Source organism: Breznakiella homolactica (assembly GCF_016616095.2).
Lineage (GTDB): Bacteria > Spirochaetota > Spirochaetia > Treponematales > Breznakiellaceae > Breznakiella > Breznakiella homolactica.
The window spans coordinates 3,677,712-3,694,495 of the sequence record NZ_CP067089.2 but is presented as its reverse complement, the minus strand read 5'-3'; the positions used below and the strand labels follow the sequence as shown (position 1 = coordinate 3,694,495).

13 protein-coding genes and 1 tRNA gene are annotated in these 16,784 nt (G+C 53.8%); 9 read left to right on the top strand and 5 right to left on the bottom strand.

Translation table 11 applies throughout. The features are described 5' to 3' along the window. Positions 1-73: 73 nt before the first annotated feature. Positions 74-3,085: an insulinase family protein gene (locus JFL75_RS16655; protein ID WP_215627799.1), complete on the top strand. Its 3,012-nt coding sequence runs from the start codon at positions 74-76 to the stop codon at positions 3,083-3,085. A 6-nt stretch (positions 3,086-3,091) separates the two neighbouring features. Here JFL75_RS16655 and JFL75_RS16650 read toward each other — a convergent pair whose 3' ends face one another. After that, on the bottom strand, positions 3,092-3,313 hold the full coding sequence (locus tag JFL75_RS16650; RefSeq protein ID WP_215627798.1) for a DUF3783 domain-containing protein: 222 nt from the start codon (positions 3,311-3,313) through the stop codon (positions 3,092-3,094). 18 nt (positions 3,314-3,331) lie between these two features. Then, positions 3,332-4,918 carry a UTP--glucose-1-phosphate uridylyltransferase gene (locus JFL75_RS16645; RefSeq protein ID WP_215627797.1) on the bottom strand — a complete coding sequence of 529 codons (1,587 nt, stop codon included), beginning with the start codon at positions 4,916-4,918 and terminating at the stop codon, positions 3,332-3,334. An 87-nt stretch (positions 4,919-5,005) separates the two neighbouring features. On the opposite strand from JFL75_RS16645, the gene JFL75_RS16640 reads away from it, so the two are divergent. Continuing rightward, positions 5,006-6,595: a YifB family Mg chelatase-like AAA ATPase gene (locus tag JFL75_RS16640; protein WP_215627796.1), complete on the top strand. Its 1,590-nt coding sequence runs from the start codon at positions 5,006-5,008 to the stop codon at positions 6,593-6,595. Here JFL75_RS16640 and JFL75_RS16635 read toward each other — a convergent pair. Further along, entirely contained in the window at positions 6,592-7,428 is an 837-nt protein-coding gene (locus JFL75_RS16635; protein ID WP_215627795.1) for a PHP domain-containing protein, read from the bottom strand. The genes JFL75_RS16640 and JFL75_RS16635 overlap by 4 nt on opposite strands. A 369-nt stretch (positions 7,429-7,797) precedes the next feature. Here JFL75_RS16635 and JFL75_RS16630 point away from each other — a divergent pair, with 369 nt between their 5' ends. From JFL75_RS16630 to JFL75_RS16620, 3 genes are read left to right on the top strand one after another with little or no spacing between them, the layout of a single operon-like run. Beyond that, positions 7,798-8,922 carry an amidohydrolase family protein gene (locus JFL75_RS16630; RefSeq protein ID WP_223292687.1) on the top strand — a complete coding sequence of 375 codons (1,125 nt, stop codon included), beginning with the start codon at positions 7,798-7,800 and terminating at the stop codon, positions 8,920-8,922. A 14-nt stretch (positions 8,923-8,936) separates the two neighbouring features. Then, complete coding sequence (locus tag JFL75_RS16625; RefSeq protein WP_215627793.1) at positions 8,937-9,944, top strand: cyclic nucleotide-binding domain-containing protein; 1,008 nt, start codon at positions 8,937-8,939, stop codon at positions 9,942-9,944. 11 nt (positions 9,945-9,955) lie between these two features. Beyond that, positions 9,956-10,591, top strand: coding sequence for a Crp/Fnr family transcriptional regulator (locus tag JFL75_RS16620; protein ID WP_215628641.1), 636 nt, complete (start codon positions 9,956-9,958; stop codon positions 10,589-10,591). Positions 10,592-10,636: 45 nt separating this feature from the next. Here the strand turns inward: JFL75_RS16620 and JFL75_RS16615 are convergent, their stop codons facing one another. After that, the gene (locus JFL75_RS16615) at positions 10,637-11,530 is read right to left on the bottom strand and encodes a diacylglycerol/lipid kinase family protein (RefSeq protein ID WP_215627792.1); all 894 of its coding nucleotides are present in this window, start codon (positions 11,528-11,530) and stop codon (positions 10,637-10,639) included. Between the two features lie 91 nt (positions 11,531-11,621). After that, complete coding sequence (locus JFL75_RS16610) at positions 11,622-12,104, bottom strand: MarR family winged helix-turn-helix transcriptional regulator (RefSeq protein ID WP_215627791.1); 483 nt, start codon at positions 12,102-12,104, stop codon at positions 11,622-11,624. Between the two features lie 223 nt (positions 12,105-12,327). On the opposite strand from JFL75_RS16610, the gene JFL75_RS16605 reads away from it, so the two are divergent. The 4 genes from JFL75_RS16605 (at position 12,328) to JFL75_RS16590 (ending at position 16,784) form a co-directional block, all read left to right on the top strand. Next, a tRNA-Thr gene (locus JFL75_RS16605) sits at positions 12,328-12,400 on the top strand. 89 nt (positions 12,401-12,489) lie between these two features. Then, entirely contained in the window at positions 12,490-14,304 is a 1,815-nt protein-coding gene (locus JFL75_RS16600) for an ABC transporter ATP-binding protein (protein WP_215627790.1), read from the top strand. Beyond that, entirely contained in the window at positions 14,301-16,118 is a 1,818-nt protein-coding gene (locus tag JFL75_RS16595; RefSeq protein WP_215627789.1) for an ABC transporter ATP-binding protein, read from the top strand. The genes JFL75_RS16600 and JFL75_RS16595 overlap by 4 nt, the downstream gene beginning before the upstream one ends. 156 nt (positions 16,119-16,274) lie before the next feature. Next, positions 16,275-16,784, top strand: a complete 510-nt coding sequence (locus JFL75_RS16590; RefSeq protein WP_215627788.1) for a hypothetical protein — start codon at positions 16,275-16,277, stop codon at positions 16,782-16,784.

Here is a 16,784-nt window from a genome sequence, read left to right as displayed (position 1 = left end):
AACGTGACGGGACCGGCCGCGGAAAGCGGCCGTTATATCAGAAACCGGGCCCCGGGCCCGCCGGAGATAAACCATGAACACCCCATTACATGCTGGACAGCGTCTGGACAGCGGATTTGAGATTACCGAAGTACGGAACCTGGAGGAACTCCAGGCCACGGGAATCTGGGCGCGGCATATCGCCAGCGGAGCCGAAGTTTTCCATATACTCAATGACGACAGCGAAAACCTCTTTGCATTCGCCTTCAAAACCCCTCCGGAGGATTCCACCGGGGTTGCCCATATTCTGGAGCATTCCGTGCTCTGCGGCTCAAAAAACTACCCCCTCAAGGATGCCTTTATCATCCTCGCCCAGGGCAGCCTCCAGACATTCCTCAACGCCATGACATACCCGGACAAAACAGTGTATCCCGCCAGCTCAACCAATGAGCACGATTACTTTAACCTCATGTCCGTGTACGGGGACGCGGTTTTCCGGCCTCTTCTGGAAGAATGGACCTTTCTGCAGGAAGGGCACCGTCTGGAATTTGCCCCCTCCGAAGGCGGCGAAAAACTCTCCGTAACCGGAGTGGTATACAATGAAATGAAAGGCGCCTATTCGTCCCTGGAATCCTTCGCGGGGCATTGGTCCATCCGGGGAGTGCTTCCGGATACTATATATGCCCACGATTCCGGGGGAGACCCGGAGGACATCCCGGACCTGACCCTGGAACAGCTCAGGGAATTCCATCGGACCCGGTACGCGCCGTCGAACTGCAGGATTTTCCTGGCGGGAAACATCCCCACGGAAAAACAGCTTGCCTTCCTGAATGAAAAATTCCTGTCTGATATCCCTGCGGGAACGGCGGTTCCGCCGATTGCCAAGGCGAAACCCTGGACAGAGCCCCAGACCATCCGGGTCCCCTGCCCGGCGGGCTCGGAACAGAAATCAACGGTCCTCCTTTCCTGGGTATGTTCCGACGCCGCGGATTCCGCCGAAACTTTGGCTCTGGCGGCGCTGACGGAAACCCTCCTGGGCCATGACGGCTCGCCCCTCACCAAGGCGCTTACCGAATCCCGGCTCGGGGAGGATCTTGCCCCGGCTTCGGGACTGGAAGGGGAAATCCGGGAAACGGTTTTCTCCGCGGGGCTCCGGGGAGTGCAATCCGAAGACGCCGGAAAGGTTTCGGATCTTATCATGGCGGAGCTGAAAAAATTAGCGGCGGAGGGTATTCCCAAGGAAGAGATTGAAGCGGCCCTGCTGTCCATGGAATTTTCCCACAAGGAAATCCGGAGGTCCGGAGGTCCCTATTCCCTGGTATGGCTGCGGCGGTCCCTCAGAGGATGGCTCCACGGTACGGCTCCCTGGGAGTCTCTGCTCTTCGCGCCGTCATTCGAAAAACTCAAAAAGAACCTCGCCGGGGACAGCCGGTACTTCGAATCCCTGATAGAAAAATACCTGCTGAACAATCCCCACCGGGCGCTCATACTGGTGGAGCCCGACGAACAGTACCTGGAACGCCAGGAAGCCCGGCAGGAAAGCCGGCTCACGGAAAAACTCGCGTCCATGACCGCAGAGGAACGGGCCGCCGTCAGGGAAAAATCAGCGGAACTGGAACAGATCCAGACCGAAGGGGACAGCCCCGAGGACCTCGCGGCTATTCCCCACCTTTCCCGGAAAGAACTGAGTACGGAAACCGAGAAGGTCCCCCGGGAGTTCCATGACGCCGGAGGAGTCCCCGTGCTGAGCCATGAACTTTTTACCAACGGTATTACCTACATGGACTTTGCCCTTCCCCTGGATATTTTTGAACCCCGGGACTATCCCTGGTTCCCCTTCTTTTCCAGGGCCTCCGTTTCCATGGGGCTTCCGGGTATGGACTACGCGAAGGTTTCGAGCCTGCTTGCCCTGACCGCCGGGGGGTTCTACGGCATGCTCCAAACCGGAGGATTACCCCCCGGAACCGGAAGGACTATGGAAACGCCTTCGGGAATTCTCGATCTCGGCGGACGGGACTGGATCGTATTCAGACTCAAGGCATTGGATGAAAAAATCGAAGAAGCCGCCGATCTGGCGTACCGGCTTATCATGGAGGCTGATTTTACCGATACCCGGCGCCTCGAGGATCTTACCGCCGAAATGAAGAACGATGTGGATTCCAGCCTGGCGCCTTCGGGCCATCTGTACGCCGCAGGCATGGCGGGACGGTATTTCTCCCGGGCCCGGGGAATTGATGAACTCTGGAGCGGCCTGGCCCAGCTGGAATTCGTCCATACCCTGCAGACAATGGACAGCAGGCAGACAGCGGAAAAACTGTCCGCCATCCGGGATACCCTGGTTTCCCGGGGAGGACTCATCGCGAATATCACCGGCTCACAGGCCGCCATCGGAAAAGCCCTGGCCATTCTGGAAAAAAAATTCAGCGCCTTCGGTTCACCCCGCCCCCGGAATACCGCTTCCGAAGGCATCGATCCCTTCCTCTCCCTGCTGGGCAGCCTCGGAGGCGCGCAGAGTGCGGCTCCGGCGGTATACGCTTCGCCGTCTCTGCAGGTGGGTTTTGCCGCCCTGGCGCTTCCGGGAACCCGGTACGCCAGCCGGGAGCAGTCGGCGGAACTCGTCCTGTCCCACATGCTTTCCACGGGAGCCCTCTGGGAGGATATCCGCATGCGGGGCGGGGCCTACGGGGCGTTCGCCTATCCCGACCGTATGGAAGAAGTTTTCCTGATGGCAACCTACCGCGACCCCAATCCGGTCCGTTCACTGGATTCCTTTAAAACAATTCTGCAGAATACGGCGGACGAAATAATAGAAGAAAGCGAACTGGAAAAAACCGTTATCGGCGCGTATTCCAAGGAAACCCGGCCCCGGACAAGCGCCGAAAAAGGCGGGACCGATTTTTTCAGGTACCTGTACGGGATTGAGGATATCCATATACAGCGGAAACTCGAAGCCATGGCGGATATTTCCGGGGATGAAGTCCGGGCTGCTGCCCGGCGTCTGGCGGCTCTGACGGAGAAATGCGCCGCGGCGGTTCTGACAGGCACGGGGGCCGCGGAAAAAGCCGCAGCCCGCCTGGGCGCTTCGGTCTGGCAGCTGCCGGTATAGACCCGGTCAGGGGGAGACGGGAGGATTTTTCTTCATATAATCATGTTCCTCCCGGACTTCCCGGATAAGATCCTTAACGGTCCAGTCAATGTTGTTCGGCGTTGACGACGCGAAAGCCACTGCTCCCGGGTCTTCCCCGGCTTCGGCCAGGGCCTTTTTGACTGCCCGGACAACGGTTAAAAGTTCCTCGTTTTCAAAACCATGCAAAAAAACTACCGGTGATTTCATTGTATTCTCCCTGCGTTATCAGCGGATACCGTACTTTTTCCGGATATTGGATTCCAGTTCCGGAACTGTCAGGACACGCCGGATTCCCCGGCTGTCGGGGGGTGCAAAACCAAGCTCTTCTTCCAGAAGCCGGCCCAATCCCCGGCGCAGCCCCCGGGAAACATCCCTGATTTCCGGGGGAACCTCCGGAGAATTGTCAATCCTGGCGGAAACGGGGCTGGCCAGGAGGGTTTCCATGAGCATTTTCGCGGCCAGGAACCGGTCTTCTTTTGAAACCGCCAGGATACGGGGGTTGTCCGCCAGGCCGAGCACTTCCCAGGTGGTCTGTTCGGCCTGGGCATAAAGGCCCGCTTCCTTGTCCTGGTCGGAGACACGGATGGGGATGCCGTTCTGAATGGCTTCGCTGCGGTCCGTCAGGAAATCCAGATCGAAAAGCCCCGTGGCGCAGTTGAAAAGAGCGCGCTTCCCGGCGGCTTCCTCCTCCCGGAGTTTATCGGCGCTGATGGCCTGGCCGATATCGCCGACGCTGAGCCGGCCCGAATCATCTTCGGTAAGGACGCCTCCCTTAATATCCACGGCGGTGCGCCAGGAAAATTCAAAGGCCAGTTCGCCGCCCCGGAGGGCCAGCAGCGCCAGAGCTCTGGGATCGGCGGTGTAGCCCAGGTTGTCCACGTTCCCCAGGTACACAAAGCGGATTCCCTCTTTCCGCAGTTCCCGGTACAGCGGCGCCAGGATCCTGAAATTCTCGCCGTGTCCCCCGGGAAGTGCGAGCCCCCGGTTTTCCTCACCGTAGGCGCGGCTGAATATTTTACGGGGAAATCCTTCGGACGAATGGGTCAGGGCCGCCAGGAAGCCCTGGACGCGGCTCCGGGCCCGGGTAGGATCGGTGCCGGTCCTGTCGATTAAATCAGCCAGAAGCGGGTCCTTCCGGTACTGTGTGTAGGCCTCCGCCAGGGCGGCGGCGGTTCCGGTGCTGGTCATCTGGAAAAAAGGCAGTACCGGAGCGGCGGTGTCCCCGGAAACCAGACGGTATTCCAGGGCTTTAATAAGAAGGGAACGCATTTTCAGCAGCAGGAAAGAAGGACCGGGCTTTCCGCTTTCATCAATATACGCGCTGCCGGCTCCCTTGGGGAGCCCCCGGTCTTTTTGGGCGAGGATGTCGAATTCCTTTTCGAGCAGGCTGAATGCCGCGGCATCCACGGCTTTGTTTTTTTTGATATCCGTATAACTGGTTGCCATACCTCCGTTGAGGACACCATAGGCCAGCTTGGGATAGAGCAGCACCCCCAGACGTTCAAGGGCGGCGGAATCAAAACTAATGGAATTGCCCCGGATGGTTCCGATTTTTTCGGTATCGGGGTTTATCTCGAGATCCGCAAACCGTTCCCGCGCCGCTTCCAGCGGCATGGTTACGGAGACGGGGCCGGTCATATCGCTGATCCGCCGGTCGTCACCGCCGGGAAGGTGCAGCGCGCCGGTCTTTTTTCCGGCCTTCAGCCGGTCCTGTTCGATCAGGCTGAGAACCGTAAAGGTCCTTTCAACATCAACGCCCTTCGCCTCCAGATCCGAAACCAGGGCCGGTGATACGGTATTTCTGCTGTCCATAGCTTTATAATAGTCCAGGGAAAAAAAACTTCAAGTATATTGAAGCAGATTACCCGGCGCCGCCCTATTATCCGGGGAGGGCGCTCCATGTACGTGCTGGCTTACGCACCCTACGGAACCGATGGAATTATTATACGGGTCGAGGCGGATATACGCCGGGGGATTCCCGGGGTGGATATCACGGGCCTTGCCGAAGGAGCTGTACGGGAAGCCAGGGAACGGGTCAGGGCGGCCTTCCGCAATTCCGGTTTTTCCTTTCCCCAGGACAGAATACTGATCAACCTGGCCCCCGCGGGAATACGCAAGGACGGAGCGGCGCTGGACCTGCCCATTGCCCTGGCGGTGATGGCCGCCGCGGGGCAGCTCTCCGTGCCCGAAGACCTCATGGTTCTGGGAGAGCTCGAGCTGTCGGGCAGGGTCCGTCCCGTCAGGGGAGTACTGGCCGCCACCGCCGCCGGCATGAAGGCGGGTATCCGGGGATTCATCGTCCCCGCCGGCAACGCGGCAGAAACGGCCATCCTCGCCGACGGCTGCTTCAGCCCTGCGGAAAGTTTAGGCGAAGCGGTCAGGGTATTGATTTTCCTGGAACGACACAACCGTTTTCCGCCGTGGGATAAGGAAAAACGTTCTTTTGAAAATACCGGAAATACGGAATCCGCCGCGGGGGATTTTTCAGAAGTTGCCGGACAGGGGCGGTACAAAAGGGCCATGGAAATTGCCGCCGCGGGAGGCCATAACCTCCTGGTATTCGGACCGCCGGGAGCGGGAAAAACCATGCTGGCCCGCAGGATCCCGTCGATTATGGCGCCCCTCACCCCGGAGGAATCCGTGGAGGTTACCCGTATCCACAGTCTGGCGGGACAGATAAATAACGACGGCGCAATAATGGACCGGCCGCCGTTCCGGTCGCCCCATCACAGCGCCAGCGCGGAAGGCATCCTCGGAGGCGGCAGGACGGTCCGCCCCGGCGAGATAAGTCTTGCCCATCTGGGAGTGCTGTTCCTGGATGAGGCCCCGGAATTCAAGACGCCGGTTTTCCAGTCCCTCAGGGAACCTCTGGAAGACCGGGTCATAACCATTTCCCGGGCGGAAGGTCCTATGCGGCTTCCGGCGGATTTCCAGCTCATCATGGCGGCAAATACCTGCCCCTGCGGCCGGCTCGGTACGGCGAAACAGGATATTTCCGGACAGTACGGCGGAAACACGCAGTGTTTCTGTTCGTCCGAGGAAATATTCCGTTACTGGAAAAAATTCGGCGGAGCCCTTATGGACCGCATTGAGATGCGCGTACCGGTACGGCACCAAACGCCATCCTCCGGAGAAAGGGCTGCCGAGGAAACAAGCGCGGCCATTGCCTGCCGGGTCCGCCGGGCGGCGGAAATCCAGGAATACCGGTTCAGGGAGATGCCGGTCCGGCGCAATTCCCGGATACCGCCCGCGATGATAGAAAAAACCTGTCCCATGGACCGACATGCCGCGGACGCGCTCCGCCGGGCAGCGGAAAAACTCGGATTATCCGGGAGATCCGCCCATGGAATACTCAGGGTAGCCCGGACTATTGCGGATTTGGAGGGCTCCGGCACGCTGGGTACGGCCCATATTCTGGAAGCCATAGAACACCGCCGGTATGGTGACGACCCTTTCGATATACTTGCCCTGGAACAGCCGCCTTTCTAGCGGCACAGCGGAGGGATAGCTTCCAGAAACTCCTCCCCTATTTTCCGGTCCCCGGCGGTAATACCCAGTTTCCGGTCCGGCCGGGCAGCGCCGTGGAAATCGCTGCCCGCGGTTATATACAGCCCCAATGAACGGCCCAGGTCATCCAGCCGTTTACAGGCCCGGAGCTTTGCCGTTGGATGCCATGCTTCGATACCGTCGAGACCCTGCGCCTTAAAATCCGCGATAAGATCCGGAAGCCGGCCCCACGCAACATACAGGGACATGGGATGGGCCAGAACGGCAATCCCTCCGGATTCATGGATGCACGAAACCGCCCGGGCAAAATCCAATCCCTCTTTGGGGGCATAAAAGGGCCGGCCCTTGCCCAGGTACCTGGAAAAAGCCTGCTCCCGGTTTTTCACAATCTTCCGTTTAATCAGCAAATCGGCGAAATGGGGCCGGCCGATAATTTTCCCCCCGGAAATTTCGCGAAGTTCATCGTAATCCGCGTCAATACTCATCTCATGCATCAAGTCGAGTATCCGGAGATTCCGTTCCTCCCTTCGGCGGGCCAGTTCTCCGACGGCAGCCTCAAAGGAAGGGCTGGGGCTGTGAATTCCCAGCCCCAGCAGGTGGAATTCTCCCGGTTCCCAGGAAATTTCCATCTCGATCCCCGGAATGAGCCGTATCCCGCGGTATTCAGCCTGTTTTTCTGCTTCGGGGATACCATCCATGGTATCGTGGTCGGTCAGGGCGAGGGCCGTCAATCCCCGGGAAATGGCCGCATCAATGAGCTCGGAAGGCCGCAGAGATCCGTCGGATGCGGTGGAATGGGTGTGTAAATCTATCATAAATATGTGACTATTCTAACATAATGTGATAAAATGTATAATAAGCAGATAGTTTAAAAACATAGTGTACTTGGATATGACTCTGCCGCAAAAGCCGTCGGCTTTTGATCCATTCGGATTTACTTCGGATTAAAAGTAGTATAATCCGATTCAGAAATTATACCTATTCCGCCGAAAATATGGGGAAGAACTTCTAAGATCGTTGACTGTTCCGGTTGTCGGTCATAGAATAAAAGAACATGGTGAAAGGACGGTCCCAAGGTGCTTAAATATTCTTTAAAAAATGGTGTGGTAGTAACGCCCGGGAAAAAAGCCGGTTCAGGAACAATTTCAATATCAGGGGAAAAGCTGGTCTCCGCGGCGGCTCCTTTGACAATAGACTTAGGTAAAAAGTCATTTATTTATCCGGCTCTGATCAATACCCATGACCATATGCGGGGGAATTACCTGCCCCGGGTTGGTCCGCCCAAAGGCGTCTATTATATGAACTGGCTCCCCTGGGACAATGACCTCAAGGCTTCCGAAACCTATACGGAACGGTCAAACATCTCGGACAAGGAACTGTACCAGCTCAGTACATATAAAAACCTGTTCTCCGGAGTAACCACCGTAAACGACCATTTTCCCCAGGCATGGAACAAGGAAATACTCCCGCACCTGCCTATCAGGGCTATTTTAGAGTACGGACTCGCCCATGAGTGTTCATCCTATGACCTCAAATGGGGCGACGGGATAGAAGTTGAGCACACCAGGGCCATTAAAAAGCACTGGCCCTTCATCACTCACCTCTCCGAGGGATTTGACCGTGAATCCATGGACGGGGTAATTACCCTGGAAAATCTCAAGGTTCTGGACAGCCATTGTCTGCTGATTCACTGCATCGGATTCAGTGATGAGGATATCAAAAAGGTTGCCAACGCCGGCGCCAGTATTTCGTGGTGCGGAGCTTCCAATATATTTATGTTCAACGTGACCTGCAAAATCCGTAAATTTATCAAGGCGGGAATAAACGTAACCATCGGCACCGACTCGTCCCACACCGGATCTTTCAATTTATTTGAAGAAATGCACTACGACCGGGAACTGTACCGGCAGATGTACGGCGAAGATCTTCCGGCAAAAAAAATATTCGAAATGGTAACCATCAACGCGGCCAAGGCTTTCTGGCTCGATAAAAAACTGGGATCCCTGGATGAAGGCAAATTGGGGGATATACTGCTTCTCAAAGCGAAAAAAGACGATCCCTATGAAAATTTCGCCTCCGCCGGCATGAAGGATATTGAACTCTTGACTATGGCGGGAAAACCCCTGTACGGTGAAATGCGGTTTATTGATATATTCGGGGGGAAACTCCCCGAGGGGTACACGGAAATCACCGTGGGCGGCAGGCCGATGTTTATCGCCGGAGACCCCGCGGCTTTGTACCGGGAAGCCCGCAAAAAGGTAGGATTCAAGAAAAAGCTCGACTATTTGCCCTTTGAACCAGAGGCATAATAGGAAGGAATGGAATGCCTAAATCGCTGCAGTATAGGTCAGGCTCAGTTATATATTTCCAGGGAGATACCGCCGAGCTGGTGTATATTCTCCAGAGCGGAAAAGTTAACCTGACTTATCAGGATATTGAAACAGGACAGGATGTACACGATTTAGTGCAGCCCGGAGAGTTCTTCGGGGTGAAATCCGCCCTGGGACGGTATCCCCGGGAAGAAAACGCCATCGCGCTCCAGGACACTGCCGTGGTTGGGTTCACGAGCCCGGAATTCGAGCAGATGGCCATGGCCAACACCCGTATCATCATGAAAATGCTCAAGGTATTTTCCAACCAGATGCGGCGCCTTCACCGGCAGGTTTCGAGTCTCATGGAAAAGGAAGAGGAAAATCCCGAGATGGGCCTCTTTAATGTGGGTGAATATTACCTTAAAAACAAACGGTTTTCCCAGGCAAAATACGTCTTCGGCCGGTACCTGACCTATTACCCCTCCGGGCGCAATGCCGCCCAGGCGGCGAAAAATCTTGAAATAGCCGAGATGTCCCTGAGCAAACAGGGGCAGCCCAGGGGCACCGGGTCCATGAGCCCGGGAACCCAGACTTCCTCCGCGGCAGGCGGTTCCGGATCCTCCGGGAGCAATATGACCGAAACCGCCCGGGCGTATTACGACGCGGTGAGCCTTATCTCCCAGGAAAAATACCAGCAGGCCTATTTCGCCTTCAAAAAAATTGAAGACGCCAATGAGGAACCGGAATACGTAGCCAAAAGCGTATACGAGATCGGCCGGTGCCTGTATCTCCTGGGAAAATACGACGACTGTATCAAGCACTTTACCCAGATGATTACGAAATATCCGAAACATCCCGATCTGGGAGACGCCCTGTTCTTCATGGGGCAATCCTATGAGAAGAAAGGCCGCAAGGATCAGGCGGCGACCTTCTACAAAAAAATACTGTCCATGCCCGGCGACAGGGATACAGGGGCCCACATGAAAGCTAACCGGGCGCTTAAGGCATTGGAGGCGTAGCCGTGGCGGGGATGGATCTTTCGGCGTTCAGCCGTTTTGCCAGGACATTTCAGCCCGGGGAAATGATTTTCTCGGAGTTTGAACCCGGGGACACCTTTTATCTCATCCAGTCCGGCCGGGTAGAACTGGTAAAAATCATCGGCGATATTGAAAAAACCCTGGATATACTCCAGCCTTCGGAGATGTTCGGGGAAATGGCGATCCTCGAAAATTCACCCCGGTCAGCCACGGCGATTGCCCTGGATGTGGTCAAGGTTCTCGAATTCAACCGCCAGAATTTCGAAATCCTGATGCTGGGAAACCCCCAGATCGCGCTGAAACTCCTTAAGATGTTCACCAAACGGATCTACGACCAGAAACGCCGGTTCATGATTCTCACCCTTGACGACGATCAGGCAAAAATTGCGGATGTGTTCCTCATGCTCGACGAAACCCAGACAAACATAGACCGGGCCACGGAACGGAGAGAATTCAAAACGACGGTGGATGATATTGCCCACTGGGCAGGGATGAGTGTCTCCCAGGCACGGGAAATCCTGAACCACTTTGTCAACCAGCGCCGGGTGGAAATCTTTTCCGATAAAATTGTGGTAAAAAATATCAATGATTTTTCCCGGTTCGTAAATTCCCGGCGCAAAAAGCTGTAGCGGAAGCAATACCATTAATACAGAACACTTCTCTCGGTAAGTATTCTATACAATCATGACCTGTGCCGTGCAGGGAAGATTTTTTATCTGAACATTGCAGAGTGTCCCCGCGTATTCCCCGTCAATCGTCCAGTCCGTATCTTTTTCAAAGGCGAAGGATACTTTGCTTGCCTTGAAAAAGCATATATTCTGATCGTCATACCGGCGCCGGAAAACACCTTTGACAATCCTTCCAAAGTCTTTGATGCTTCTTGGCTTTTTGATCAGCAGTACTTCAAACTTGCCGTCGTCAAAAGAAACATCCGATTCCAGAAATCTTACAATGCCGCCGATGACTTTTGAGTTTGATACGCTGCCAAAAATAAAATCTCCGGCGATTTCATCTCCGTCCGCTATCACTTTGACCTTATGCGGCCGAATACCGGTGATACTCAAAATGCCGTTAAAAATGTACGCCATATGTCCGAAGAAATTCTTAAGCCATTGCGGGGTAGAATAAGAAACTTTTGAAAAAGCCCCGAAAGAGGCGACGTAAGAAAAATATTGTCCTTCATTAAATGACCCAATATCGTGTTTCTGTATATGACCGTTTGTGGTGGCTTCAATCGCTGAGTCAATATCGGTGGGCAGGTTCAGGGAATGGGCAAAATCATTGGTAGTACCCGTCGGGATGTATCCTACGGGAATTTTCATATCCAGCCGAATCAATCCGGACAGAACCTCGCTCAATGTTCCATCGCCGCCGCAGCAGATTATTTTATGGCAGTCATGGGCATGCTCAATTATCAGGTCCGTCGCTTCGCCCTTTCTTGTGGTCATGAAAATTACCGTCCTGCAATTATTCCGGGAAAGCGAATCAACAATCTGATAGACTATCTTGTTGGCTTTTTTTCTTCCCGCAACAGGATTAATTATTAACAGTATATTTTGCTTCTGCATGATTACCCGCCTTCCCGTTTGAACGTTACCGATGCACACTCTTACTTTTTACTGATTGCCATAAGGCCATTTTCAGCCATACCGTCATTGTTTATCCCGCCTGTTCGTGTTCTGATTCGACCGCGAGTTCATTTGTTATCGTTATCATACGGTTTACAATTCTTATCATCTGCGTGACATCATCTTCCCCGAGACGGCCTATTATTTTTTCCAGCTTTCCGCTGAATTCATTGTATTGCCGCTTCAAAATCCGGCGTCCTTCCGAGGTAAGGGTAACGATAAGGTTTCGGCGGTTGTTCCGGTCAATTTCCCTGTTTATAAAGCCTTTCTTTTCAAGAGAACCGAGCATTTGGGAAACCGCTCCCTTGGAAATTGACAGATAGCTTCTGATATCGGATGGGCCGACATTGTTTTCTGAATCGGCGGTATTGTTAACGATTCCATTCATTAACATAAGCTCGGTCATGTTAATGGCGCTTTTATTCTCCGCCGCGTCCATTCCGAGGCCTGAGCTTACCAGCCTTTTAAACCGAAATATTGAATGTACCAGCTGGGTATCCAAGCTTTGATCCATTGTTTCATTCTCCGGAAAAATGCAGAATAACAGCCAAATAGTTTACCGCTAAACTGTTTAGCTTTTTATAAAATATGGCTATATTCTTTAAGAGTCAACATAATTTTTTGATTCTATGGTTTTTTGGGAAACCGCAATAAAAAGCCCCCGCGCGGCGGCGGGTCCCGGCGGCGGATTCAAATATCTTGACCTTTATCCTGAATCAGTGTAGTTTTTCCCCAGCGCCAAGATGGCTCAGTCGGTAGAGCGACGCACTCGTAATGCGTAGGTCCCGGGTTCAATTCCCGGTCTTGGCTGAACGATAACTTTCTTTGATGTTTGTTTTTTTCAGATAGATACAGATAACTGAAAACCGGATTCCTAAAAACACTCCCGGGAGTCTGCCATGGGCAACAAACTGAAAGCAGCCGCCTGGGGGACCAGGCTTGCTTTAAAAATCAACAAACCCATGATTGTCTTCTGGCTGCTCCTGAGTGTCCTGCTCGCGGTACTTCCCGCGGTGATTCTTTTCTTCTACCGCAGCATACTCGGACAGATTTCCGTATTCATATCCGCCGGGACCGGGTCCTTTAACGCGGTAATTCCCTCAATTCTGATTATGGGAGCCATTCTCACTGTTTCAGGAATATCCGCCCGGTTAAACGATGACTTTCTTTATATGGTGATGTTTGATGCCTATTACCTTGGCCTCGAAGAAACCATGATGGATTCGGCCCAGCGGATACCCCTGTCGGAGCTTTCCAAAAAGAAAACCGCCGATGAGTACTTCGCGGTTATTTCGCGGTGCGGTTCCCTGACGGACCTGACGAGCTCCGGCTGCGTGCTTATATCCAAACTGGTCGGTATCGTCTCTTTCTTGGCGGTGGCTCTCTCAATTTCAGCTTTCATTTTCTGTATTACCCTGGCCTATGTGGTTCTCAGCATTGCGCTGAACCTGTTTAATTCTGGGAAAAACCAGGTTGTCTGGAGTGTAATCCGCGAGCACCTTCACCACGCCGATTACTTTGAAAAACTCCCCCAGAACGGGGATACCGCCAAAGAAATCCGCATTTACGAAGCCGCGGAGGGAATAAAAAAACAGTGGAATAAGGCCTACGCGAAGGTAGAAGAAATGGAAATGCGGAAGAATAAAGGCAGGGCCCGCCTCAATACGGTTCTTGAGACCGGTTTTTATATTTTTATGGGAATTATACTGCTGTACTGTATTTCCGCCGCCGGAGCCGGGCGGATGGGGCCGGACACAATTCTGATGATTATTTCACTCTGCGCCGGGACAGCCGCCGCGGTGTCGGGAATATCCAGGAGCTGGCACCAGCTCGATTACGGACTCTACGGCCTCGACATTCAGCGGCGGTTTTTCTCAAACACACCGAAGGTTGACCCCGAAGAGGATGGTAAGAAAACCGATGAGCCGGGAAACGGGGACATCATCTTCGAACTGAAGAATGTTTCATTTGCGTATAATGATGAAGCCCCGGTGCTGGACAACCTTTCACTGCGGATACGAAAAGGCGAAACCCTGGCCCTGGTGGGAATAAACGGAGCGGGGAAAACCACCCTGATAAAAATCCTCCTGGGCCTGCTGAAACCCGATTCCGGGGAAGTCCTGTTTATGGGAAAGCCCTATGACGCGTATAAGCACGGCCTTATCAACCGCCGGGCGGGTGCTTTTTTTCAGGATTTTTACCTGTTCCATTTTACCGTCCAGGAAAATGTCGGGATAGGCAATGTAGGGCAGGTGGAAAATGAGCAGATGGTTTTGGAAGCCATGGACAAGGGAGGCGCCCTGCCCCTGCTGAGAAAGCTCCCCGGGGGGCTTACAACCATGGTGAACCGCAACGTCGAGAAAGCCGGGGTCGTTTTTTCCGGCGGAGAGGGACAGCGTATTGCCGTATCCCGGACCCATATGAGCGACAAGGAAATACTCATCTTTGACGAGCCCTCTTCCATGCTTGATCCCATCGCGGAAATGGAGCAATTCTCGCAGATCAGAAATACCGCCGGCGGCCGCACGGTTATTCTGGTGAGCCACCGCATCAGTTTCGCCAGGCTGGCGGACCGTATCGTCGTCCTGTCCGGCGGCGGAATCGCAGAACAGGGCGTCCATGATGAACTTATAAACCGGAACGGCCTCTACGCGCAGTTCTTTCATGAACAGGCCCAATGGTACAAAACCGATTCCTCCGGAGACCAGCCATGAGCAGCAGCAGCCATCCGCGGGTCGGTTTCCGGGAAACCCTGGGCATAATCAAACGGGCGTTCAGCATCAGCATCCGGACCAAGGGAAAGGCCTCAATGCTGGTCAGCATTCTGGGATTCCCCGCGGCGCTCCTTCCGGCGGCCATAGCCCTGCTGCTCCGGTCATTCACCGACAGCATACAGTCGCTGACCCAGGGCCGGGCGGAAATCCGGCAGAGCTTCATGCTTCTGGGCCTGCTGATTCTGTCCTATCTTGTTCAGACTCTGTATGCCCAGGCGCAGCTTTATTTTTCGGAACGGGATACCTTCAATACCCAGCGTTTCATCAAGGAAGCGATCATCGACTGCACCAGCCATGTGGAATACAAGTATATCGAAAATGAATCGGATTTCCGGGAAAAACTCCTGTTCTCCGAACAATTCGGCGGCATCCGGGTGGCTGGCAGCATTCAGCAGGTAATCCTCTGTGTTCAGTACCTGATCAGCTTCCTGAGCATTTCGTTCATTCTGATAGAAGCGAACACAGTCTTGTTTCTCATCCTTCTCGCGACCAGTATTCCGGCGGTTATCCTGTCCATTATGCAGAAGGATGATGAATACAAAAGCAAAACCAAGGGAATGAAAGACGGAGCCATGTCGGTCCATTTATTTTATATCGCCGCGGGAGCCAACGAACACTGCCGTTCCATGGGTGACCTCAGGTTCAACAATATCTTTCCCTGGGTCAAGGAAAAATGGAAGGCTGTTTCGGAACGCTACCTGCGGGAAAAGCAGACGGTAACGAAAAAATACGTCTTGTATAATTCCATTGCCGATCTGCTGCGGAATGGCGTCTACATAGCGGTGATGCTGATAATCGTGCGCAGTATTTACGCGGATCCCGCCCTTGGCCTGGGCCTCTTCGCTCTGGTTTATACCGCGGCGGGCCAAATGCAGACCATCACCGCGAAACTGTTCACCGGCGCGGCCAGGTTTTTCGGGGATATTCCGTATATGAAGGATTTTTTTGATCTGCAGGATACAGCCGCGGAAAAACTCGAGAACCGGCCGGTGACCATCGATGAGCCGGATATTGTTTTCGAAAATGTACATTTTACCTATCCCAACTCTCCGGAGGAGACGCTCCGCGGAATCACGGTTACGATCAGGAAAGGGGAAAAAGTCGCCATTGTCGGAAGGAATGGTTCGGGAAAATCCACGTTCATCGCGCTGCTATGCGGCCTGTACAAGCCCGATACGGGTTCAATAACCATCGGCGGCCGTAACGCGGCGGACCATCTGCGGGCGATCCGCAATACCCTGTCCGTGGTTTTCCAGAATTTCGGCAGATACGAAACCACTATCCGTGAAAACATTGCCATTTCGGATTCAAGTCGGGCCGCGTCCGATGAGGCCATTCTGTCGGAGGCCCGCAAAATAGGAGCGGACAGAATTATTTCCGCGCAGCCCGGAGGCCCGGATGAAGAAGTCGGCCGGTTCAGCAAAACCGGCAACAACCTGTCCGGCGGCCAATGGCAGAAAATAGCCCTCACCAGGGCAATGTTCCGCAGCGGCGCGAAAATCATGATCCTTGATGAACCCACATCGGCGCTGGACCCCATGGCAGAAGCGGAACTGTACCGTAATTTTGCGGAATTCACGGAAGACAAAACCACGATCCTTATTTCCCACCGCCTCGGCATTACCGGCATTGTCGACCGTGTTCTTGTGTTTGAGGATGGCCGGATCATAGAGGACGGCAGCCATGCGGAACTCATGACCCTTGGCGGGGTATATAAAAAAATGTACGAAGTTCAGCTTCAGAATTACCGGTGAGGCCGCCGGCGGCGGGCCTTTTAGGATCCGCAAACGCGGAAAATCCGCAGAAACAGGCCCTTCGGGACGGCAAAATCCAGTTACTTTTCAGACTTTAGTATATACTTAAGAATATCTCACCATTATTCGTGACTACGCAAAGGAGGAATTGCTGTCATGTCTGATTCTATTAATCCCTATGAAAGTCCCAAATCCGATATTGCCGCGGCGGGACCGGCTTTTTCCGCGGGTTCCCTGAACGAAACCATGCTCCGGTATCTCAAGGAAGCCTCCCCCTGGCTCCGTTTTGTGGGCATTCTGGGGTTTATCATGTGCGGTTTTATGGCGGTAGGCGGAATCGTGGTAATATTTACCGCGCCTTTCCTGACAAGCCTGACGGAATCCGTCGGTTCATCATTCGGGGTAGCCGCCGCGGGGGCTTCCATGGGTGTGCTGTATATCATTATGGCGGTAATATTCTTTTTTCCGGCGAAATTCGTCTATTTCTTCGGCGTGAAAATCCGGAATTACCTCCAGAATAATTCCGACCAGGAACTCGAACTGGCATTAAAGAACAACAAGTCTTTATGGAAATTTTACGGCATTGTCTGTATTATTTACCTGGCAATCATCCCGATATTCATCATTATTGCCATCGCTGTTGGAATAAGCTCGGCATTTATGTAG

What these genes read in the sequence shown, in the direction of transcription:
- JFL75_RS16655 (WP_215627799.1), top strand. Translation starts at nt 74, where the DNA reads ATGAACACCCCATTACATGCTGGACAGCGTCTGGACAGCGGATTTGAG.
- JFL75_RS16650 (WP_215627798.1), bottom strand. Translation starts at nt 3,313, where the DNA reads ATGAAATCACCGGTAGTTTTTTTGCATGGTTTTGAAAACGAGGAACTT.
- JFL75_RS16645 (WP_215627797.1), bottom strand. Translation starts at nt 4,918, where the DNA reads ATGGACAGCAGAAATACCGTATCACCGGCCCTGGTTTCGGATCTGGAG.
- JFL75_RS16640 (WP_215627796.1), top strand. Translation starts at nt 5,006, where the DNA reads ATGTACGTGCTGGCTTACGCACCCTACGGAACCGATGGAATTATTATA.
- JFL75_RS16635 (WP_215627795.1), bottom strand. Translation starts at nt 7,428, where the DNA reads ATGATAGATTTACACACCCATTCCACCGCATCCGACGGATCTCTGCGG.
- JFL75_RS16625 (WP_215627793.1), top strand. Translation starts at nt 8,937, where the DNA reads ATGCCTAAATCGCTGCAGTATAGGTCAGGCTCAGTTATATATTTCCAG.
- JFL75_RS16620 (WP_215628641.1), top strand. Translation starts at nt 9,956, where the DNA reads ATGGATCTTTCGGCGTTCAGCCGTTTTGCCAGGACATTTCAGCCCGGG.
- JFL75_RS16615 (WP_215627792.1), bottom strand. Translation starts at nt 11,530, where the DNA reads ATGCAGAAGCAAAATATACTGTTAATAATTAATCCTGTTGCGGGAAGA.
- JFL75_RS16610 (WP_215627791.1), bottom strand. Translation starts at nt 12,104, where the DNA reads ATGGATCAAAGCTTGGATACCCAGCTGGTACATTCAATATTTCGGTTT.
- JFL75_RS16600 (WP_215627790.1), top strand. Translation starts at nt 12,490, where the DNA reads ATGGGCAACAAACTGAAAGCAGCCGCCTGGGGGACCAGGCTTGCTTTA.
- JFL75_RS16595 (WP_215627789.1), top strand. Translation starts at nt 14,301, where the DNA reads ATGAGCAGCAGCAGCCATCCGCGGGTCGGTTTCCGGGAAACCCTGGGC.
- JFL75_RS16590 (WP_215627788.1), top strand. Translation starts at nt 16,275, where the DNA reads ATGTCTGATTCTATTAATCCCTATGAAAGTCCCAAATCCGATATTGCC.